The 20,646-nt window shown below is 72.3% G+C and carries 24 protein-coding genes; 9 read left to right on the top strand and 15 right to left on the bottom strand.

Translation table 11 applies throughout. The features are described 5' to 3' along the window. Positions 1–211: 211 nt before the first annotated feature. On the top strand, positions 212–1,270 hold the full coding sequence (locus G6048_RS00330) for a phosphotransferase (protein ID WP_165337350.1): 1,059 nt from the start codon (positions 212–214) through the stop codon (positions 1,268–1,270). Between the two features lie 5 nt (positions 1,271–1,275). Here the strand turns inward: G6048_RS00330 and G6048_RS00325 are convergent, their stop codons facing one another. The 5 genes from G6048_RS00325 to G6048_RS00305 form a co-directional block, all read right to left on the bottom strand. Continuing rightward, the gene (locus G6048_RS00325; protein ID WP_165337349.1) at positions 1,276–2,628 is read right to left on the bottom strand and encodes a TfuA-like protein; all 1,353 of its coding nucleotides are present in this window, start codon (positions 2,626–2,628) and stop codon (positions 1,276–1,278) included. After that, positions 2,625–3,803 carry a YcaO-like family protein gene (locus G6048_RS00320; RefSeq protein WP_165337348.1) on the bottom strand — a complete coding sequence of 393 codons (1,179 nt, stop codon included), beginning with the start codon at positions 3,801–3,803 and terminating at the stop codon, positions 2,625–2,627. The genes G6048_RS00325 and G6048_RS00320 overlap by 4 nt, the downstream gene beginning before the upstream one ends. A gap of 104 nt (positions 3,804–3,907) precedes the next feature. Next, positions 3,908–4,072, bottom strand: a complete 165-nt coding sequence (locus G6048_RS00315) for a hypothetical protein (protein ID WP_165337347.1) — start codon at positions 4,070–4,072, stop codon at positions 3,908–3,910. A gap of 26 nt (positions 4,073–4,098) precedes the next feature. Further along, a complete protein-coding gene (locus tag G6048_RS00310; RefSeq protein WP_165337346.1) occupies positions 4,099–4,722 on the bottom strand; it encodes a hypothetical protein in 624 nt (207 codons plus the stop codon). Between the two features lie 7 nt (positions 4,723–4,729). Next, positions 4,730–5,371 (bottom strand): hypothetical protein, encoded by a 642-nt coding sequence (locus G6048_RS00305; RefSeq protein ID WP_165337345.1) that lies wholly within the window; start codon positions 5,369–5,371, stop codon positions 4,730–4,732. Positions 5,372–5,536: 165 nt separating this feature from the next. Between G6048_RS00305 and G6048_RS00300 the strand changes: the two genes are divergently transcribed. Both G6048_RS00300 and G6048_RS00295 read left to right on the top strand, forming a co-directional pair. Then, positions 5,537–6,901 (top strand): transcriptional regulator, encoded by a 1,365-nt coding sequence (locus G6048_RS00300; RefSeq protein ID WP_165337344.1) that lies wholly within the window; start codon positions 5,537–5,539, stop codon positions 6,899–6,901. A 46-nt stretch (positions 6,902–6,947) separates the two neighbouring features. Beyond that, on the top strand, positions 6,948–7,943 hold the full coding sequence (locus G6048_RS00295; RefSeq protein ID WP_165337343.1) for a hypothetical protein: 996 nt from the start codon (positions 6,948–6,950) through the stop codon (positions 7,941–7,943). A gap of 122 nt (positions 7,944–8,065) precedes the next feature. On the opposite strand, the gene G6048_RS00290 is transcribed toward G6048_RS00295, so the two are convergent. From G6048_RS00290 to G6048_RS00245, 10 genes are all read right to left on the bottom strand, one after another. Next, on the bottom strand, positions 8,066–8,737 hold the full coding sequence (locus tag G6048_RS00290) for a hypothetical protein (RefSeq protein WP_165337342.1): 672 nt from the start codon (positions 8,735–8,737) through the stop codon (positions 8,066–8,068). Between the two features lie 96 nt (positions 8,738–8,833). After that, positions 8,834–9,364 (bottom strand): hypothetical protein, encoded by a 531-nt coding sequence (locus G6048_RS00285; RefSeq protein WP_165337341.1) that lies wholly within the window; start codon positions 9,362–9,364, stop codon positions 8,834–8,836. A 218-nt stretch (positions 9,365–9,582) separates the two neighbouring features. Continuing rightward, on the bottom strand, positions 9,583–11,304 hold the full coding sequence (locus G6048_RS00280) for a hypothetical protein (protein ID WP_165337340.1): 1,722 nt from the start codon (positions 11,302–11,304) through the stop codon (positions 9,583–9,585). Between the two features lie 32 nt (positions 11,305–11,336). After that, entirely contained in the window at positions 11,337–12,512 is a 1,176-nt protein-coding gene (locus G6048_RS00275; protein ID WP_165337339.1) for a hypothetical protein, read from the bottom strand. Positions 12,513–12,552: 40 nt separating this feature from the next. Beyond that, positions 12,553–13,692 carry a site-specific integrase gene (locus G6048_RS00270; protein WP_165337338.1) on the bottom strand — a complete coding sequence of 380 codons (1,140 nt, stop codon included), beginning with the start codon at positions 13,690–13,692 and terminating at the stop codon, positions 12,553–12,555. Between the two features lie 31 nt (positions 13,693–13,723). Next, positions 13,724–14,482: a hypothetical protein gene (locus G6048_RS00265; RefSeq protein WP_165337337.1), complete on the bottom strand. Its 759-nt coding sequence runs from the start codon at positions 14,480–14,482 to the stop codon at positions 13,724–13,726. An 11-nt stretch (positions 14,483–14,493) separates the two neighbouring features. Then, positions 14,494–15,735, bottom strand: coding sequence for a hypothetical protein (locus G6048_RS00260; RefSeq protein ID WP_165337336.1), 1,242 nt, complete (start codon positions 15,733–15,735; stop codon positions 14,494–14,496). 17 nt (positions 15,736–15,752) lie between these two features. Continuing rightward, a complete protein-coding gene (locus G6048_RS00255) occupies positions 15,753–16,412 on the bottom strand; it encodes a hypothetical protein (protein WP_165337335.1) in 660 nt (219 codons plus the stop codon). Positions 16,413–16,417: 5 nt separating this feature from the next. After that, positions 16,418–16,963: a DUF6303 family protein gene (locus tag G6048_RS00250; RefSeq protein ID WP_165337334.1), complete on the bottom strand. Its 546-nt coding sequence runs from the start codon at positions 16,961–16,963 to the stop codon at positions 16,418–16,420. Between the two features lie 97 nt (positions 16,964–17,060). Continuing rightward, entirely contained in the window at positions 17,061–17,351 is a 291-nt protein-coding gene (locus G6048_RS00245) for a hypothetical protein (RefSeq protein WP_165337333.1), read from the bottom strand. 339 nt (positions 17,352–17,690) lie between these two features. Between G6048_RS00245 and G6048_RS00240 the strand changes: the two genes are divergently transcribed. From G6048_RS00240 to G6048_RS00215, 6 genes are read left to right on the top strand one after another with little or no spacing between them, the layout of a single operon-like run. Continuing rightward, positions 17,691–18,479, top strand: coding sequence for a hypothetical protein (locus G6048_RS00240; protein WP_165337332.1), 789 nt, complete (start codon positions 17,691–17,693; stop codon positions 18,477–18,479). Then, positions 18,476–18,859, top strand: coding sequence for a hypothetical protein (locus G6048_RS00235; protein WP_165337331.1), 384 nt, complete (start codon positions 18,476–18,478; stop codon positions 18,857–18,859). Before G6048_RS00240 ends, G6048_RS00235 begins: the two co-directional genes overlap by 4 nt. Next, on the top strand, positions 18,856–19,299 hold the full coding sequence (locus G6048_RS00230) for a hypothetical protein (RefSeq protein WP_165337330.1): 444 nt from the start codon (positions 18,856–18,858) through the stop codon (positions 19,297–19,299). The genes G6048_RS00235 and G6048_RS00230 overlap by 4 nt, the downstream gene beginning before the upstream one ends. A gap of 35 nt (positions 19,300–19,334) precedes the next feature. Continuing rightward, entirely contained in the window at positions 19,335–19,772 is a 438-nt protein-coding gene (locus G6048_RS00225) for a hypothetical protein (RefSeq protein ID WP_165337329.1), read from the top strand. A gap of 23 nt (positions 19,773–19,795) precedes the next feature. Next, entirely contained in the window at positions 19,796–20,404 is a 609-nt protein-coding gene (locus G6048_RS00220) for a DUF4326 domain-containing protein (RefSeq protein ID WP_165337328.1), read from the top strand. Beyond that, positions 20,401–20,643 (top strand): hypothetical protein, encoded by a 243-nt coding sequence (locus tag G6048_RS00215; RefSeq protein ID WP_165337327.1) that lies wholly within the window; start codon positions 20,401–20,403, stop codon positions 20,641–20,643. Before G6048_RS00220 ends, G6048_RS00215 begins: the two co-directional genes overlap by 4 nt. Positions 20,644–20,646 lie beyond the last annotated feature (3 nt).

Below are 20,646 nucleotides of genomic sequence, written 5' to 3'. Positions count from 1 at the left end.
GGATCGCCAGCGCAAGGGTGAAGGCCGGGGTCGCCTGCTCGTATGCCCAGGACCGGCCGGTCTTCCTCGTCGGGGGATGGGCTCGACGCCGGGCCGCGCCCGGTGGCTTCGCCTCGTACGGGTGGCGGTGGCCGGATGAGGCCGCCTGCCGGGGCGGCGGGGACTAGGCTGACAGGCCTTCTGTGACGCCGTCTCGCTCCCGGGAGTGCCTGTGCCTGAGTCGTCCTCGTCCCCGTCGCCGGGTGAGGTGTCCGCCGAGCAGATCACCGCCGTGCTGGCCGACCGGTACGTGCTGGCCGACGCGCGGGTGGAGATCATCCCGTTGGGTACCGAGACGGACAACGCGGTCGCGGACACCGCGCGGGGACGGGTGTTCGTCAAGGCGTACCCGGCCCGCGCCGACCTGGACGTCATGGAGGGGCGCATCGCGTTGATGGAGCTGGGCCGGGCGGCGGGCAGCCCGTTCCCGGCCGTGCACCCCGACCGGGACGGCGCGCTGATCACCAGGCACGGCGGGGTGGCGCTGTCGGTGTGGGACTGGGTGGACGCGGCCTCGCTGGACACGCCGTACACGGCGGCGCACAGCCGCCAGATCGGCACCGGACTCGGCCGACTGCACACGGCCCTGGCGAGCTGCCCCGCCGGCGCCTACAAGGCGAACAGGAACCGGTGGTGGGAGGCGTCCGCCGAGGACCTGACCGCACGGGGCGAGCGGCTGCTGGGGCTGATCGACGCCGTGCCGGAGCCGGACGAGGACGACCTGCGGCGCCGTGAGCAGGTCGCCGAGCGCATGGCCCAGCTGCGGGGCCTGCCCGCGGTGCAGGCCGCTCTCCCGGCCGCCCCGCGCGAACAGGTGGTGCACTTCGACGCGACCGGCGCGAACCTGCTGTGGGACGCCAAGGAAGACCTGGCGGCCATCATCGACCTTCAGGCGCGGGTCGCGTTCCCCACGTGGGAGCTGGGCCGGGTGCTGTACGAGCCGTTCACCGTGGCGGAGTCGCCCGCCTGGCGGCGGACCGCGGTCGACGGGGTGCTGGCCTACGCCCAGGAAGTGCCCGCCGAAGCCCGCGCCGAGCTGGTGTACGGCGCGCGGATGGCGCTGCTGCACAACCTGACCTCATGGTTCGGGGTGGACGTCCTGTACGGGGAGAAGCAGCTGCCCGGCCGGTCGGTCTACGCCCGGTTCTGGGACCTGCGGGCGCAGGCCGCCACCCGGATGCTCGCCGAACTTGACGAGATCGAGGACGAGTTGCGCACCGTCCTGGCTTGACCGGATCACCGGTCGGCGGCCTGCCGCTCGCGCTCGCGCTGGAGCAGGTAGTACGAGCGGGCCGCGCCCACGGCGCCTGTCCAGTCGCGAAAGCCCCGGTCCCGGGCGGCGGCATCGCACTCCCGGGCGCCCGCCTCGTCGGCAAGACCCCAGCGGGCGGCGACGTGCCGGGCGAGCCGGTCCGGGGCGAGGCGGGCGACGTCGTGCTGCGGGTGGTCGGCAGCGACGGCGGCGTTCAGCTCCAGCGCGGCCGCCACGGTGGACGCCGTGGCCTCCGCATCGGCCAGCAGTCCGGCGGCGTCCTCGCGGGTGGCGGGCCACACGCTCCAGGCGCTGTCGAAGCTGGCGGAGCGCACCATCACCCGCCGCAGTAGCTCGGCGGAGTCCAGTGCCTGAAGCTCTGGCTCGGTGAGCCAGAACGCGAGCTGGTCGACGGCGAGTGCGTCGGCGTGCACGCCCCGGTCGGCGGCGGACTTCACCGCGGCCGCCTCCGCCTCCTGCGGGCCGCCGCCGGGGCGGGCGACGGCGGCCAGGACCCGGGTGCGCCACCGTCCGGGGAACGCCGGGTCGTAGAGCTGCTGGTACTGCATCAGCGCGCCGAGGGGCAGTTGGGGGGCCGGGGCCTGCCCGGCGGGCGCGTACAGGCCTTGCCACAGGGTGGTGAAGCTGGTGCGCCACGCCTGTCCGCTCATCGGGTCGGTGAAGGGCCGGTAGACGGCGAAGTCGGGGCTGTCGATCCAGCGCAGCGCGTACTCGGCGTCCTCACGCTTGACGTCGTAGGGGTGGCTCTGGCGCCACAGGTCGACTCTGTGCAGCGCGGCCGGGAGGTCCGTGCTGGCCGTCGCGCGGTGCAGCGCGGTCCAGGTGCGCCGGGTGTAGGGCAGGCGGCGGGCCGTCTCCTCCAGCGCGGCCGCCTCCTTTGGGGTGACCTGCTGGTCGGCGGCCGCGCCGCGGATGGCGCAGCGCAGGTTGACCAGGGCCTCGGTGAGCTGCTGGCCGTCGGGGGTGTGCAGGACGGCGACCTCCTCGTCGGCCTCCAACTGCCCGGTGCGGAAGGCCTCGAAGACCTTCCCGGCGCCGAGCATCCCGAACGCGCGCAGCTCGGCGGCACGCAGGGCGCCCATGCTGGCGGCGCCGACCACGGCGACACCGGCGTCGAGCAGCAGCAGGATCTCCTTGTGCCGCACCGGCGCACTCTGGTGCCACAGACCGTCGATGATGAGCACCACGTCCCCCTCGCAGGCGCCGAGCGCCAGAAGGTCACCGTGGCGGACCGGGGGATGGCACACCGCGGCGGGGACGATCGCGCGGACCCGGTCGGCGGGCAGGGTGGGCCCGGAGAAGACGTGAAGGGTCATGCTGCTGCCGCCTTGCTGGATGCGGGCCGGGGGATGGTGTGGCGCGAGACGTACCGCAGGTGCGGGGCGATCACCTTGACCACGTGCAGGCCGCGCCGGTGGAACCGGCCCCAGGACAGATCGACGACCAGCGGCGCGGCGCCGGTGCGGGCGGCGACCACGGCCGCCAGATACGCCGCCTCGTCCTCGTCGGTGGCGTGACCGGTGACGTACGGCCGGACAAGGTGGGCCCACGGGGCGGTCGGCCCGCGGTCGTGGCCGGGGGCGGCGTGGGGGCCGGGCTTAAAGGCGAGGGGATGGATGTCCTCCCGGCTTCCGGTGATCTGGGTCAGCCGGGTCTGGGCGGCCTCGGTGACGGCCCGCGACAGCGCGATGTGCGGGTCCAGGTGGGCGCCGGAGCCGGACACCAGCAGTGTGGGCTGGTCCTCGCGCCACAGGTAGCAGACCATCACCGGCACCCCGAACCGGTTCGGCAGGCTCCACAGCTCATGCCAGATCCGGGCCCGGCTGAGCCGTTCGAGCAGGGCGGCGCACCCGGCGTCCTCGACGCTCGCCGCCTCGATGCGCTGCGCGGCCACCGGCCGGTGCCCGTCGCTCAGGTCGCTGATCACGTCCCGTTCGATCAGCTCGCACAGGGCATGGCAGAGGCCTTCGGCCCGGGTGTTGCCGCTCGCCAGACCGTTGGTGGAGGAGCTGGGCAGGTGCAGCCGCCACGCGTCGTGCACCTGGCGGCCGAGCCGGACACCGGCGGCGGGGACGGCCACCGCAGTGCCGTCGGTGAGGGACCGGGCGGTGATCCACTCCAGCACGGTGCGGGGGGTGACCAGGCTGCCGGGGTGCGCCTCCAGCGAGGTGAGGGGGTAGGGCAGGTCCAGATGGTCGGCCGGAGCCCGGAACTCGGGCTCGGGGACAGCGCGTTCACCGTGCCACGCCTCGATCGCCTCCATCGCGCCGGAGACGCGGGCGGCCGCCAGGGTGGCGCCCTTGCCCTGGGCGACCGACAGCGTGCGGGCCAGCGGGCGCACCGCCATGGTGACGGGGATACCGAGGTCGTCCAGGCCGGTGACGTCCGCGACGCGGGTGATGCCGTACGAGGGGAGCAGGGGGCGGATCGTCTCCCAGGTCTCCTCGGGCGGACGGGTGCGGTGCGTACCGTCGAAGTACACCTTGCGCACGGCGGCGGTGCTCCCTTCGGGGGTGGGGAAACGGCGCCGGCCGCCGCAGGCCGCCGGGAAGAGGCGGGTGCGGCGACCGGCTTCAGGTCACAGCGGCCCGTGCGTCAGACGGCGGCGGGCTGCTCGTAGACGTGGTGCTGCGGGAAGGCGGAGTCCGGCACGGACGGGTCGCCGCCCGCGTTCTGGGGCAGCTGGCCTTCCTCGTGGAGCGAGGTCACGAAGTCCGCCGGGTCGACGGACGCCGGGGTGGTGTGCTCGACAGTGGTCATCGGGCCCTCCTAGGGGGTCGATGGATCTACGACGGCTTCACCGAGAGGTCGGAGAAGCAGATGGTGATCAGCACCTCGCCCGACTGGGTGTCGAGCGGGGTACGCCAGTGGGGGATCCGACGTCCGTCGAATCCGGACAGCACGCGGTGCAGGATCGAGAACTCCTCGCCGCCCTGCGGGTAGGGCTCCTCCTGGAGTTCGTCGGCGACCTGCTGCGTGGACAGGTAGCGCAGGCGCGGCAGCCAGCCCATCGGGGCCAGGTTCGGCGTCAGCCCGCAGGAGAACGTGATGTCGCACTTGCCGTCATCACGGTGGACGTGCATGTAGTCGCCCGGCGCGTAGAACTTGTAGCCGTACCGGATCGGCGTCATCCGCGCCTGTCCGGTGGCCTCCCCGGCGATATCCGCGAGCACCTTGGAGCGGGCCAGCGCGTTCAGCGCCTTCCCGCCGGGGTGCACCCGGCAACGCTGGGGCGAGGTGATCGAGCCGTCCCGCATGACCAGCAGGCCGGGGCGCCGGTTGTGCCGGACCACGGCCACCGTCGCGCAGTGCGCGGCCTCCTCGGCGATCTCCTCCCACAGGCCCGGCTCGATCGCGTCTGCGGGAACCTCGGCCCGGCCCTCGGCCAGCCACGTCTGTCGCAGCGTCATCGCGGCCTCACAGGTCCATGTAGGAGAAGGTGGCCAGCAGACCCGGTTCCTCACCGGGGTACGGGATGCGCCAGTGCGGGATGCTGTACCCGGCGAACGCCCGCACGCTGCCGTCGGCGGGCGGGTGCTCCAGCCGCTCGAACTCGGCGCACTCGGGGAGAATCCCCTTGTCGGCGACCACCTTGGCCAGCTCGTCCGGCATCGCATCGCGCAGCGACGGAGCCCACCACATGGCCGGGAGGCCCTCGGTCAGGGCGATGCCCACGGTGACGGTCGCCTTGACCGTGTCGGTGTGCAGACCCTGGAAGTCGCCCTGGCGGTAGACGACCACCGAACCGCCCCGCGGCACCAGCCGGGGCATCCCCGTCGCCTCCCGCAGCACCGTCAGCAGCTGCTTGTCGAAGGCGAGTTGCTCCAGCAGCGGCCCGGCAGGCAGGAAGCCGCAGTGCACCGGGGAGGCGAACGAGCCGTCCCGGCGGGAGCTGACCTCGTCCCGTTCGTACGGGGTGGCCGTGCCGATCCGCATCAACGCCTCGCCGGCCACCGCCTTCACCCGCTCGGCGTCCAAGACGCCCGTCAGCAGGACACTGCCGCGTTGCTCCCAATCGGCGTGAGCGGGGCGGCGGTCGACTTGCGGGATGGTCTCCATTGACCCCTCCTTCCTCGTGCCGGTTACCTTCGCGGCGTTCCCGCAGGTCCGGAAGGCGGTGGGGCGTGCCCAGGTGTGCCCACGGCGTTACCAGGCGTTCCCATGCCGCAGACCGGTTCGGGCAGGCTCGTGTCGGCCCGCTACTTGAGCGGGCACCATGAGGGGGTGGAGATTGACGGGCACCCGCTGACCTACCTGCTCCACCTCAACGGCTGGTCGGCCACCAAATACTTGACGCGATTAGACGGCGAACACCGCAGGCTCGGGTACGGCCGGATCGCGACGAAGGACCGCAAGCGGGTCACACGCTGGACCCGGTACGGCATCACCCCGGAGATGCCCGCCCAGCTGGCCATGGCGGCCCTGCACGGCATCCCGGCGGAGGAGATCACGGCCCGGCCCTGGCCGGAGTGGCTGAAGCTGGCATGCATCCGAGAGCGGCAACTACTTGACGCCGCGTGGAACCCACAGACCACGATCGAGCTACTGGATCGCGTTGCCGCCACAGGAGGGCCTATGGAACGCAGGGGATTCCTTGTCGTCACGGGGATAGCCCCGCTGCTCGCCGGGGCCGCCGCCGCCGAGCCAGCCACCGCCCGCACCCAAGGCCGCCGCATCGGCAGGCAGACACCCGCCCTGTTCGACAAGTCCCTCGCCATCCTGCGGCGCCAGGACGACCAGCTCGGCTCCGGTCAGGTCCACGCCTCCGCCCGCGCTCAGCTCCGGCTGATCACGACGACCCTCAAGACCAGGACGTGCACCGAGGAGACCACCCGCCAGCTGTACGGCGCTGCCGCCGAAGCGTCCCGGATCTGCGCGTGGACCGCGTACGACTCCGGCTATCACGCCCTGGCGGAGGAGTACTACCTGGTCGCCCTGCGGGCGGCCTCCTCCTCCCATGACCCGGTGGTGACCGCCAACACGCTCGCCTTCTGGGCGATCATGCGCTACTCGACCGGCGACCCGCGCGGCGCGGCCGACCTGGTGCACGGCGCGCTCGGTCAGGCCCTCCGGATCGACTCACCGAGGATGGCGGCGATGCTGCACGCCCGGCTCGCCCGCGCCCACGCGCACGCGGGCGACTCCCGGGCCTCCGCCCGCGCTCAGAACGCCGCGCTGGACGCCTACGACCGGGCCCGCGACCGCTCCCCGGAAGAGGACCCGGACTGCGTGTACTGGGTCAACCTCGGCGAACTGCGGATGCTGGCCGGGTCCTGTGCGCTCAACCTCGGCCGTCCGGGGGAGGCACTGACGCAGTTCACCGACGCCGAGGACGGGCGGCGCAGTGCCGACGTCTACCGCGAGGACGACTTCCCCCGCGGCGCCGCCATCTACCTGGCGCGGGAGGCGGAGGCCCGGATCGCGCTCGACGATCTCGACGGGGCCGTGGACACCGCGCACCGAGCCGTCGACCACATGGGCGGCGTCACCTCCGCCCGCGGCACCTCCACCCTGGACAACCTGCGCTCCAAGCTCGCTGCACGCAAGGACGTGCCGCTGGTCCGCGACTTCTTGGAGAGCACCGCCTGACGCCCACGCCGGGCCCAGAAACGTATCCCAGTGCTAGATTCTGGTCATGGAACTGGTGGCGTTCGGGAGGTCCTTCTCCTCTGCGGAAGCCCTCGCGAGGGACCGGCGGTGCGAGGTCACGCTCGTGACACTCAAGGCCCGCCTCGCCGCCGGAATCAGCCCCGACAAAGCTGTCCTGCGCAGAAAGGGCATGTCGCGGGAGAGGGATTACCTCCTCGCGTTCGGCGACGAGAAGACCCTCCGGGCCTGGGAAGACGATCCGCGCTGCGCGGTCGACGGCTGGCACTTGAGGAAGCGGCTACTCGATGGCCTGCCGCCCGAGGAGGCGTTGGCCACTCCGCTCGCACCGGACGCCGTAGATAGGGCTGGCATCCCTGTGGTCGCTCGTCCTCCCGCGCAGTACGGGGCCTTCGGAGAGCGCAAGACGCTCGAAGCCTGGAGCACGGACGAACGCTGTGAGGTCAGCTACATCGTCCTGCGCTCCCGGGTGCTGGGAGGTACGCCCCTGGAACAGGCGCTCCGCTCAGATTCGCAGAGACAGGGATACACGGCGTTTGGGGAAACGAAGTCGTTGCGCGAGTGGTCGCAGGACGAACGGTGCGAGGTCAGCCGCTCCACACTGACAAAGAGGGTGCAGGAGGGCACGCCCCTCCTGGAGGCCCTCGCCGAGCACCGCCCCGTGTACGAGGCTTTCGGCGAGAAGAAGTCGATTCGAGCCTGGGCCAAGGACAAGCGGTGTGTGGTGACCTTGGACCGGCTGCGGAAGCGCTTGGAATCCGGCTGGAAGGCCGTCGACGCGCTCACCACACCCGTCCGTGCGACAAAATCGTTCACCGCGTTCGGGGAGAGCAAGACGCTCGACGAATGGCTGGCGGACTCACGATTCGATGTAAGCCGTGCCCAGCTCAAGATGCGTCTGATGACGCGGGGCTGGGACCCCGAGGACGCCCTGACGCGCCCCAAGAGCGCCAAACAACCGCTCACCAAGGAAGAGCAGCGACAGCGAGCCGCCCGCAGTTCCCGCCATGCCGCGACGAGCTGACCGAGGCCGTACGCGCTGCTCGGGACGCGGACGCACTGTCGTTTGTGAGAGGCCAGGCTCAAGATCCTTCTCAGCGCCAACCACTGCCCCACCGATCCGACGCCGTCGTCGTGCCCGCAATGTCAGAGCTGACCATTCTGGCGATCGCGCCAGCGGTCCTGCTCGGCCCAACAGGCGACCAGCTGCTGACGGAGAGACTCGGCAGCCTCTGCGGCCAGGGTCACCGCAGCAGCCAGCTCGCCAGTGGTCGAGGGCAGCAGGTGGTCGGGCAGGCCGGACTCTTCCTCACGCAGTTCCTCGTGCATCTGCTTGACGGTGAGCTGATCGAGGCCGCGACGGTGGTTGTACCAGACCTCGCCATACGCTCGGGCCGTCTGCTCGGCGGTGTGGAGCATGCCCTGGAGGAGGCGGGCTCGTGCCCGCCAGGCGCTTTCCGCGACATGGGCAGCAGCGGGCCTGTCGGCCTCGGGGAGTTGGCGCCACTCGTCGGCGGTGAGGACGGCGTCGCTGGCTGTCGGGAGTTCGACCTCGATGTAGGTGACCGGCAGTTCCTCGGCGGTCTGGCGGGTTGACGCCTGAGTGATGGCCTTGGAAACGGCGGCGCCACTGGTGCCCAGGCGGTCGGCGACGGCCTGCTGGGAACCGAGGCGGTCGGCGGCGTCTTTGAGGTAGTTGGCGCGGCGCTGAGCGGAAGCGGTGCGCTGGTGACGGCTGCGGGCCTCCTCGCGACGGATGCGGCGGATGGCGACCTCGTCGGTGTCTTGGAGAAAGCGGGCGGCGGGGTTCTGCGTCATGACGGTCCCTCCCTGGGCGCGGTTACCTCCCCATTAACCCTAGAGTTGAGGCCAGTTGTCAACCCTAGGGTTAGGGTCCCGGATTGTTGGGGCGAGCTAGGCCGTCCTGCCTCCGTCGAACGTCTGCATGACCTGCTCCACCACTGCCAGGAAGAGCGTGGCGGACTCCTCCCACGCCCGGTTGGCGGTCGCGTAGGCGATAGCCCGCTGGTCGGCGGCGGTGATCGTCGGATCACGCCAGACGGCTACAACGCCGTACAGGGCCGCGCGCATCGCGAGGCCCTTCCGGGCAACGTTCGGGGGCCCCACGACCGCGACCGTGCGGCCGGTCCGATCGATTTCCCGGAGCGCAGCGTTCACCGTGCGCCACGCCGCGCGTTGCTCGTCGGGCTGCACGGGGGTGACCGTGTGGCCGATGACGGTGTTGAGTGCGTCGTGCACGGCGTCGCCAGCGCTGAGCAGGGACGCGTACGACTCTTGGCGGCGTTCCCGGAGCCACTGGTCGAATCCCTGCTCTGCCTGCACGCGGACCTGGCGGACCATGGCCCGTCCGGTCGCCCATGCGGCCAGGGCGGCTCCGCCTGCCCCCGATGCCCCCGCGATGACCGCGGCCCATCCTGCGTCCATGGGGCAGTCCTACAGCACGCCGATGAGGATGAGTGGGCTGGGCCCGGTGGCTGCCGGGGGCCTTCGCCGGCCCCCGGACCCCCGCTCCCGTGGCACCGACCGGCGCGGCGAGGAGGCGGGGAGTGCGGCCCGGTGCGCGCCGGACGGCACCACGGCCCGTGCACCGTCGCCGGAGGTCGGCGGGGCGGACGGGCCGCGAGGGTGGGACAGGAACGTCGTCAGCCGTCGGTCGCGGCTGCCGGGGCGGCCTGTGCGGGCAGGGTGACGTCGGGGTGGAACTCGGCGTACGCGTCGCGGTGTTCGGCGAGATGGTCCCGCCCGGCCCGGGTGACGTGCAGCAGCGGCCAGTTGTCCCCGTAGTGGCCAAAGCGGTCGTACTGGACCAGGTTGGTGTACTCGGCGAGACCCCGGTCGACGAGGATTCCGGGCGCTTTCGTGCTGCGGGTGGCCTGCTTGATCTGGTACGTCATCAGCCCGCGCGGAATCGTCGCCAGTTCCTCCTCGGTGGCCTGGCCGTAGCGCTCGACCTCGGTCCGGGCATGGTGGGCCCGACGGGGGTGGGCGGCGGCAACGAGGGCGACGAGCAGCCGCAGGGCGGGCTTGTCCAGCAGCCCGGCCGGGCGGCGCTTGCGCGGCCGTTCCTCCTCCGGCGGAGCGTCGAGCAGCCGGTAGAGGTAGCCGTCCCGCAGGGCCCGGTGCAGGTGCACGGCCAGTGCCCACGGCTGTTCGAGCGCGGTGCCGCGCGCCGGGCTGGGCACGGCCTCGGTGTGGAGCCCGGCGGCGGCCTTCGCCTTGCCCTTGCGGGTGGTGGTCGCCCGGCGCGGCCGCTTGCGCTGGCATTCCGCGTACAGGCGCTCGCCCTCCACGTCGACCGCGACCACCCCGGTCGGGGTGTACGCCGGCAGTTCCGCCACGGCGGCCGCCGTCTGCGCGCGGATCGCTGCCACCGGGTCGGCGCCCTCGACCAGCGCGGTCACCGCGGCGAGCGTGGCCGCCGTGTACTGCGGCAGACGCTCCGTCAGCACGGTCTGCATCCGCTCCCGGTAGCCGTCGAAGGTGTCCGCCAGGGCCTTCGCGTGGGCGCGCTTGAGCTCGGAGACCTCCCGGTACATCGCCAGGGCCAGCTTCCCCTCCTGCCGGTGGAACTCCTCCCTGAACTCGCTGTCGGCCCGGGCGCGTTCCTCCTGCGCCCTCTTCCCGGCCCTCTCGGCGGCGTGGGCGAGCGACCAGCATTCGCCCCGCAGCCCGTCGAGCAGCCGGTCCGCCTCCTCCGGCCAGCCCACTCCGCCCGACGGGTCGGGCAGGTTCAGCTTCGGGTAGGCCGCGGCGTAGGCGGCGTGGTGCGCGGCGAGGTGGGCGACGCCCTCCTCGGTGATCTCGAACCCCAGGTAGGTGCCGCGCGAGCGGGCCAGCCCGCGCGGGATGAGCTCCTTGTCGATGGTGGGCGAGCGCGCCCAGTCCAGGTATCCCTTGCGGCTGCTGGACGCGTCGTAGAGCTGTCCGAGGAGCTCGGCGGCCCGCTCCTTGAGCGGCACCTTCGTCCGGGAGGCGCGGGGCTTGGTCACCCACCGCATCAGGGCCCGGCCCTGCTTGGTCATGGCCACCTGGTGCATCCGCCCGAACGGGGTGGCCCGATCGTCCAGGGTGATCAGGTCGTGTTCCACCAGGACCTTGATGGTGGAACCGGTGCCCTGGTCGTGGTGCCCGGCGCCGCGCCAACGGATCTGGAGCTCGGTGCGGCCCACCAGGTCGGGTACGGCCGGTTCGTGGTACGCGTCGATCGTGCGCCACTCGGCGGCGGGGAGACGGTTCCAGTTCCCCGACGCGCCCGCCGCGCGCTGCGCGGCCTCCCGTCCCTGGTCCTCCTCGAAGATGGTCTTCAGGTAGAACTGCTGACGCGGGTTCAGCGCCTTCCAGAGCTCGGCGTAGTCGACGGCCATGGCTCTCTCCCCTCCTCCTTGCCCTGGGCGGGCTACTCGCTGGCTTTCTGGGCGTCGGGTGCTGCCTTGCGCAGCCGCTCAGCGGCGTGCCGCAGCCGGGAGGTCTCGACCGTGACCGTGGCGTGCGCGTCATGGTCGGACGGGATGAACTTGGCTCCTGCGTCGAGCAGTTCGGCGATCATCTCGACGACGTCGGCGGCGTCGCGAATCCCGCCGACCAGGTTGCCGGTCGAGTCCAGCCGGTTCTCTGCGCGGGCCAGCTTGTCGGACGGCTCCACGCCGTCTCGCTCGAACTCGGCACCGGCGTCCTGGCCGTAGCCGACCCGGATGGTGGTGAGCCCCAGGGCGGGCCGCATCCGGTGCTCGCTGTTGAGGTCGTCGGGGTCGCTTGGCTCCGCGCAGGCGGTGAGGTGGGCGACCACGGCGTGCACCGGGTCCTCGACCGCGCCCGGGTGCGCGACCGGGTCGGCGAGGAACAGCGGGGTGTCCGCGGGCAGTCGGGCAAGGATCGCGGCCAGTTCCCCGGTGGTGGTCACCTCGCGGGCTCCGGGCAGGCCCTGGATGAAGCGTGCGGTGGCCGTCTCGGCTGCCTCGGTCTCCTGCGCATCCATGCGGATCCGAGGCGGCATCGGCTGTTCCTCGCTTGCTACGGGCCGCAGCTGCGGCGGCTCTTCACCGGACGGAGCGCGGTCCGCGTTGAGCAGGATGGGGGCCATCTTGTACTCACTGGCTCCCCGGCCGCCGGCCGCGGCGAGCAGCTGCTCGATGAGCGGTTCGTCCTCGGGGGCGCTGGCCCGCTCCGGGTAGGCCGTGTCCTCGATCAGCTGCTCGACATGCAGAAGCAGCGCGTAGTCCTCCGGCGTGAGGTCGCTGTTCCCGAGCCGGTATGGCGACGGATGGGAACGCCGCCAGGCGGCGCCCTCGGCGACGGCGGGCGCGAGAGTTCCCTCCCGGCGGGAGGCGACGGCCCGGGCCGCCCATGCCCTGGAGGACGTTCCCCGGTGCAGGTGCAGCTTGCGGTCACGCATGTCGGCAAAGTCGCGCCTGGCCAGAGCCTCGGTGAGGTGAGCACGCATCTGGTCGCGAGTCGGGCCGTCGGGCCAGCTCATGTTCCAGCGGGGGCCGCTGTCGTACACCAAGGAGACCGTGACTCCGGTGACCTCGCTGAGGTGCGCGGCGAGGCGGGCTGCCTGTCGGGTGCGGCTCATTCCGCGTCCCCCTTCTCGGTTCGGTGGTCGGTCACGGTCGTCACAGTCCGATCCCTTCGGTGGCGGCGTCCTCGAACGCCTCACCCTCGTCCACGTACTCCCAAAACACGGGCGAGTTGGCCGACCAACCGCCCTGACGGCGAAGCTTGTCGACGCGCTTGCGGTTCTTGATGCCGAGGGTGACCAGCGTGCGCCGGGCGGAGTGGCCGGTGATCCGGCGCCCGGTCAGGCCCGCGTACTTCGCGGAGCGCGCGAGGGCGCGGCCGACACCGTCCGGCGACAGGCGCTTGGTGCCCTGGTGGCCCCACTGGTCGACCGGCAGGAAGGCCGGGCCGTCGGGGTCCGCGCCGACGGCGAGCTTGGCGGCCCGATACGCCTGCCAGCAGCGCACTGGGCAGGTGCTGCGGTTCTCGCCGTACGTGACGGGCGCCTTCCTCTCCGGGCGGCCCTTGACCGAGGGCACGCTGACGATCAGCCCTTCGTCCACGACTTTGATGTCCGGGTCGTCCAGCTCGGACATCTCCTCGTTGCGCCCGGCGACGGCGACCTTGATGGCGTTGAGCGCCTGATCGCGCAGCCGGGCCAGCTCCGGCACCCGGTAGACCGTGCGACGCCGGGCCGTCGGCTGTGGTTGGCGCTCGTGCGGGGCTTCCGCCATCGCGCGCAGGTCAGCCGGGCTGAGCGAGGCCGCCTTGCCGCGGCCGCGCTTCTGGCGCTTCTTGTCCAGCCGGAGCGGCTTCAGCGCGCGGCGGGCCGCCTCGGTGGCCTCCTTCGGCACGGTGTAGCCGTGCCTGCGGGCCTCCGAGGTGACGCCGGTGATCCTGCGTTCGATGGTGTTCGGCGGGGCCTCGACCACCTGGTCCAGGTAGGTCACGAACGACACGAAGGTGCCCACGGTGACCTTGCTGAGCGGCAGCCGGGTGCCGGTCCGCTCGGCGAGCCAGTCGTGGAACTCTCCCCAGATCTCCCAGTCCCGCGCGTAGCCGTCCTTGGTCTTCTTCGGCCGGATGTTGTTCAGGTGCTCCTCGGCGTCTGCGTCCAGGGCCTTGAGGACGGCGTCCACCGGGTCGTGCACGGCGACCTCGCCGGCGCCGGGGGCGTCGGCGTCCTCGACCAGCTCGGCGTCGAGCACCTCCACCGGCTCCAGCTCGGTCCCGTACTCCTCGTCGACAGCGGTCATTCCGCCGCCTCCACCCCGGTGTGCTCCTCGTTCACGCCTTCCCTCCGAACGGGTCGGGGACGGTGTAACCGTGCTCCCGCAGCCACGTGTGGGCGGCCTTCTCCTCGGCCCGTAGCCGATTGAAGACGGCGTCGCCACCGGGGGTCATGTCCTTGAAGGCGACGCGGGCGCTGCGGGTCTGGGCCCACTGGCACAGGTCCCATTCCGGCTGACCGGTCGGGCTGTTGTACGCGGGCGGGGGGAGCGCACCGTCCCGGGCGAACGCGTCCCGCTCGACCTCCCGCTGCGCCACCTTGGCCTGGGCGGCGGCGAGCGCTGCCTGAGCCTCCTCCACTTCCTTCTGCGCCTCGCTGATCCGGTCCTCGAAGTACGTGGCGACGACGGTAGTCGGGTCGATCTGCTCGGGACTCACTGGCTGTTCTGCTCCTCGGTCGTGGTCGGCGGAGGCCTGCGCCAGGGCCCACGCCCGGGCGGCGGCAGCATCAGGGTCGGGCTTGCCGACCTTCTCGCAGTGCTCGGCAAGAGCCCGGCACTCGGCATGGGTGCACAGGACCCGCACCTGGGCGTACAGCACGCCGTGTCCGTCGTCCACGACGACGTTCCCGGCCGCCGTGCTGGCCTGGCGCAGTGCGGCACAGCCGAGGCTCGCGGCTTCGGCGTCGACGAGCTCCAAGAGGTCCTTGACGAGCCCGGCGCGGCCGCCGTTCCTGCGCACGGTAACGGGGCTCCAGGCCGTGCCTTCGGAGTGGACGACGGCGGCCGTGCCGCCGGGAAGGGTGACGGTGGTCATCTGCATGACGGTCACTTCCCGTCCGCGGTGAGCCACCGCAGGGTGCCGGTGACGGCGCCCTGTACGGCGTCCTCGCTGCCGGAGAGGAGGGCGTCGAGCAGACCGAGGCCCGGCGTGTCCTTGCGGTAGACGAGCACGAGGGCCGCGTCGTCGTCCGGAAGCGTCTCCGGGAGGACGTGCAGCGGCATCATCGGACCCGGCATGATGCGGGCGGCCCGTACCTCGCCGACCCAGACGGCACGGGGCCGGTGCCCGATGCGGTGCACCAGGTCGTGGGTGGGATCGTCGTCCTCGCGGCAGCCGCCGGGGCACGGTCGGGGCTGCGGTTCGGCGTCGTGCCGGCGGGCCAGCTCGCCGCACAACTCCGCGAGCCGCTTCACGCCGACGCTGCGGGTCTCCCCAGCGATGACGGAGCGGGCCAGTGCCTCGGTCTCGCGCACCAGGTGCTCGGGCGTCATGTGGAAGGCGTTCGGCAGATCCAGGTGGGCCCGCCCCTCGGCTGTGAGCGTCGGAGTCATCGGCCCCCGGGCCGGGCCCACCCAGACCGTGGAGTCGGGGGCGCTGTCCAGGTCCGTGAGGCGGTGCACCTGGAACCCGGTCCTGCCCCTGCTCTCGGCGTCCTCGTCCTCGGCCTCGACCGGGTACGGCTTGCGGCCGGTGCGGACCAGGCGCTCGATCTCCGCCCGCGCGCCCTCCGGGGTCCGGTCGGGGAACAGCCCGGACGCGCCGAACAGGTCGGCGGCCTCGTCCAGCCACAGCACGACGCGGTCGGCCTGACCGCCGGTGCGCTCCTGCTGGACGGCCAGCAGGGCGGCGAGCATGTCGGTGGCCGTCTTGCCGGGGGCAGTCTTGTCCAACTCGCTGCGGAGCTTGAGGAGTTCCACGGTCTGGCCCTGGAGCCGGGTGGCGGCCCACGCGCGGGCGGCCTCCGCCTCGACGTCCTCGTCGGCGTCGCGGCGGTACCGCTCGGCGACGGCGGCGCACTCGTCCTCGGTGCACAGCACACGGGCCACGGCCTCGGCGGAGCCGTCGGGGGTCTCGGTGACCTCGACGTCGGCGTCGGACAGCTCGGCGGCGATGCACTCGGAGACCATCCGCAGGCCTCGCTCGGCGTTGGCCCCCAGCGCCGCGAGGTGGTCGGCGGTGAGCGGCACGGAGACCGCGCCGACGCTCCAGCGCACACGGTGCAGGTGGACGGTGTAGTGGCGGTCCGGCTCTCCCGGTACGAGGAGGAGCGGTACGGACAGCGGCATGGGTGTGACCTCTCGATCTACTTGGTGGCGTTGGTGACGGCGAGGCGGCCGAAGCCGAAGAGGACGAGGAGCGTTCCGGCGACGACCGCGGGGACCGCCAGGTGGTTGCACAGGGAGTCGACGTTCTCCCAGAACCACACCGAGACGTTGGTGCCGGGGGAGGCGCCCTTGGGCTTGTGGTAGTCGTACTGGCCCATGGCCCCGCCGGCGGCCGCGCAGAGCACCCCGATGAGCACGAAGCCGAACGACGCGCGGTGCTGCCGCCGGTCGTGGCCGGTGAGGACGCGCTCCTGCACGACCGCGAGTTCGCCGGGGGCGAGGTCCAGTTCCTTCTGCGCGACCCAGTCGGCGGCGGCCTTGGCCTCGATCGACTCGGCGGCGTCGAAGTGGTGGCGCTGGGCGGCGGTGTGACAGTCGGCCTCGTCGCACAGCACGCGGCCGGTCATCGTCACCGACCCGTCCGGGTGTGCGGCGGTGTCGATGTCCGGCTCGGTGAGTTGGGCATAGGCGCAGGTGGACGCCGCCTTGCGGACGCCCTCGCGGACCGCCGTCTCCAGCGCGGCGCGGCCGTCCGGCTCGGCGGCGAGCTGCTCGGCGCTCCAGCGCTGGCGGTCGGTGTGCACCGTGAACGACCGGTCTATCGGCGGCACGGTGAGGGTCACGGGCACGTTCAGCATGCGGTTCACTCCCCGCTGGCGGAGGCCTGCGGGTCCAGCGGGCGGACCTGCGTGTGGGCGATGAAGTAGACGGGCTGGTCGGGGGATTCCTGGGCTTCGATCCAGGTCCAGCCGACGCGGTCGGGGTCGGCGGGGCGGTAGCCGAGCGCGGCGAGGGCTTCGTTGCGTTCGGCGACGGTCGGCGCGGTGGCGTCGTGGTCGGTGAACTCGGTGGTGGGCCAGCCGCCGGTCAGCAGCAGGGCGGGCACGCGCACGTCCAGGCGCCAAGTGCCCTTGCTGCTGCGGAGTTCGGCGTCGCACAGGCCGGGCTCCGGCTCGGCGGCCTTGCGGTACATCGCCAGGCCTTCGCCGTCCGGGCCCACCGTGCCCTCCATGAGGCTGCGGACGTGTCCGGCCTCCCAGGAACCGGAGCGGTTGCGCAGTACCTCCTCGATGCCGCCCTCGTCTGCGGCGACCTGGCACAGCGCGTGGGCGACGAACTCGGCGACGTCGCGCCCGTCGTCCAGGGCTTCGGCGATGTCGGCGGCGGTGCGGCGGGTCAGGTCGTCCATGGTGGTGGGGGCCTCTCGTGGGCGGGCGTGGATGGCTCGGAACGGTACGGCGGGGCGCTGACACTCCTGCGGCGTCGGCGCCCCGCCGCTCTGCGCGCTAGGGGCGGGCGGCGGTCTGCTCGGGGAGTGTCTGGTCCTCCAGCACGGTGAGGCTGTCCAGTGCCGCGCCGGTCAGCCGGGCGTGGTGGACGGTGCGCCCGGCCGGGGTGGTGAGCGGCTGGTCGGTCCGCACGCTGACCGACTCCAGCACGCCGGGTTCGAGGACGGTGAGCTTCCCGCCGGCCAGAGCGGACCGGCCGCCCCGGCGGCCGACGCCGGACACGGTGCCGGTGAAGGTCTGGTTCTGCACTTCGCCGGAGACGCGGATGCCGGGCTCGATGTGAGGCACGTGTGTTCGGCCTTTCGCTCGGTCGGCGGGCCGGACGCCGACGGGTCGTCATGTCCGGTTTATCGCCTCGGATATGGCACATTATCCGAGCCGAGACGCGCCGGTCCGGCGAACCCCGCAAAACGCGTCAAGTTCCTCCTGACGGCCGAGATTGTCAGGAGCGTCTTGACGAACCCCCCCTGTCAGGCAATCTCTGACGTCCGTCTCGCGTCATGGCCGCCTTGACGCTGGGCCACGGCAAGCACACCTTGACGCGAAATCGCCGTCAAGGCCGCTTTGACTCGGCGCCTCGTCAAGGAAGGGCTGACGCGAGGGGTTCGTCAGGGCTAGCCTGACCCCATGACCGACGACCCCATCCCGCGACCGGCCACGCTCTCCCCCAAGGACGAGGCCCGGGTGTCCTTCGCGCTGGGCGCGCGCAAGCTCGGCGACCTCGCCTACGACCTGATCCCGCTCGACCCCGACGCCCCGCCCGGCGACCGGCTGCGCCGCGCCCTGGCCCTCCGGGAGCGGCTGGACGCGCTCGTCGTCCGGGCCGTCATCGCCGAACGGGAGGAGGGCACCAGCTGGGAGCAGATCGGCCGGGCCGCCGGCGGCATCACCAAGCAGGCCGCCCACGAGCGGTGGGCCGACCACGTGAACGGCTGGGCCGCCCAGGGCCGCACGGCGCTCGGCGGCACCAGCGGACTGTCCGCGCTGGACGCCGCCGTCTCCCTGGACGCCACCCACCACCGCCGCGACCCGGAGAACCACCCGGAGCACGCCTTCAGCTTGGGCCTGGACGCCGTGCGTTTCCCCGGCGCGGAGGCCGCCGCGCAGGCCCGCCGCGAACGCGCCGCAGGCCTGCGCGCCCGTCTCGTCGTGCTGCAGAACCAGCTCGCCGCCGCCGAAGCGGTGTTCCGCGACCTCACCGACCAACGCGCCGCGCCCGCCGACCGGGCCGAAGCGCTGCACCGGCAGGCGGACCTGCGCGAGGAGACGGCCGCCCTGTACGACCAGCTGAGCGAGCTGGAGCCGGGCGAGCTGGCCGGTGTGCACCGCACCCGCGCCGAGCTGGGCCGCGCCGCGGCCGCCGCCGACCGGGAGTACGCCGAACTCCTCGCCCCAGGGAAGGAAAACGCCCCGTGAGCAGTGACAAGGACCCCGACGAGTGGCTGCGCGCCTGCTACTGGTCGCCGCTGAGCGGCATGCGCGACGTCGCCGCGAACCTGCTGATCGAGTGGGGACACCGCCCCGAGGACCACACCGAGCTGCTGGACGAGATGGAGATCGAGCTGTCCGGCGCCCTCATCGAGACCGCGGCCGACATGATGCGCGACCGCGGCCTGCCCGACCTCCGGGTCCAGCCGGAGGGGTCGGCGGTGCCCATCTGGAAGTGCGCCGACTGCGACACCAACAACGACCGTGCGGTCGCGGAGTGCATCGTCTGCGGCCGGACCCGCCCCGTCTCCCGGGTCCGCAAAAACCTGCTCACGCTCACCAACTCCGGCCGAAAGGAACCGACATGACGTTACCCACCGACTCTCTGACCACGGCGGATGCCCTGTGGCGGAGGCTCACCGAGCACCAGCCGGGCGTCGCCGCCGCGCTCGCCATGCAGCTGCGCGCCCTGCCCGAGGACTGGTCGCAGCGGGTCCTCGGCGTGGCCCGGCCGCACGCGGCGCTGGAGCTGCGCGCCACCGCCGACGTGCCGATGGAGATCGAGCCGTACGACGCCGCCGACTGGGAGAACTGCCCGGCCTGCGGCGAACTCGACCGGCTCTGCCGCTACCACGAGGGCTACGCCACCGGCTACGAGGCGCTGAACCAGCCGCTCACCGAGGCCGCCCGCGTCGACCCGAAGGTGACCGTCGCGGACGCCCTGCGGCGGCTGACCGAGGCGGACGAGGCCGCCGAGCGCGGCGAACTGGCCGCCGCCGTGGAGCGGCTGACCGAGGGCCAGGGATGACCACGACCAGCACACCCACCACCACAGGAGCCCCCGTGCCCAACGACGTTCTTTCCCCCGAGCGGATCGCGGATGCCGTCGCCGTACTGCGGAAGGCGCAGGAAGGCGACCAGACCGCACACCGAGACCTCGCCGCGTACTTCCCGGAGTACGAAGGGCTGGTGATGCAGACCGATCACGCCCGCTACCTCGAACTCGCCGCCCGCGTCGGGCTGGTGGCGACGCACCTCTTGATCCTGGAGTGCGGGGGATGGCTGGCCTCGGTGGACACCTACACCTCGGACTTTGAGCTGCCGCTCGCGTCCGTGGCTCTCGGGGACTCCTACGCCAGCAAGTCCGAGGCGATCCGCGAGGCCGTACGCGCTGCGACGGACAACGGATGGAGGCTCGACCCCGAACACCAGTGGTCCGACTTCGACTGCGGGGGCGGGGAAGTCCACATCCCGATCCACGCGCGGCCGACCGCCCTGTGACCAGCAAGAAAGGACCGCATCCTATGCGTACCTGCACCCGTATCCAGCGCCGCCGAGACCGCGGTTGGCGCAAGCCCGAGCGGTGCATGATCGTGGACCGTACCTCCGACTTCGGCAACCCGTTCACCGTCGCGCACCTCGTGGACATCGGCTACAAGGAGCCGGAGGCCCGGCAGACCGCCGTCGCCGAGTTCCGCCACTGGCTCCGAGGTGGTCGCGCCTACTGGACCTCCACCGAGGGCGACCGGCGCCGGGAGAAGATCCTGGCCCGGCTGCCGGAGCTGCGCGGCATGGACCTGGCCTGCCCGTGCCCGCCCGGCGTTCAGCCGTGCCACGGCGACGTGCTGCTGGAGTGGGCCGCGCTCTCGCCGCTCGCCCTGGAGGTGCGCAGCGCCGTTGCCCGCGCCCGGGTCGACCGGCAGCGCGTCCACGTGGGCGAGGAGCCGATGTACGACGCCGACGCCCTGGCCGCCGTCCTCACCCGCGACGTGAACTCCGACTGCCTGGTCGACTTCGACCCGGGCGACGGCATCCCGCAGCGTTGCGACAACCGCACCTGGAACCACTACCTCCGGCGGCAGCGGCTGCACGAGGAAGCAGTGACGGTCCGACTGGTGGAGGTCTTCGCGTGAGCGCCCCGGAGGAGAACGACGCACGCCCCGTCGACAGGGACGTCGTCATCGATGAGGACCCGGCCGAGGAGAGCGACGACGAGAAGTACGAGCGCAGTGCGGCGCAGGCGGCCCGCCGGATCAGCGATTACGACCGCGATCCCGTGGCCGAGGAACTCGCCGCCGCCGCCGGCGCCGTCGACCGAGTCCTGGACCCGGAGCCGGAACCTGAGACCGACTACAACATCGAGCCCTGGTGACCC

Source organism: Streptomyces ureilyticus, assembly GCF_011045025.1.
In the GTDB taxonomy this organism is placed as follows: domain Bacteria; phylum Actinomycetota; class Actinomycetes; order Streptomycetales; family Streptomycetaceae; genus Streptomyces; species Streptomyces ureilyticus.
Note: the sequence above shows the minus strand (reverse complement) of the source record. Positions and strands in the feature narration are given on the sequence as shown.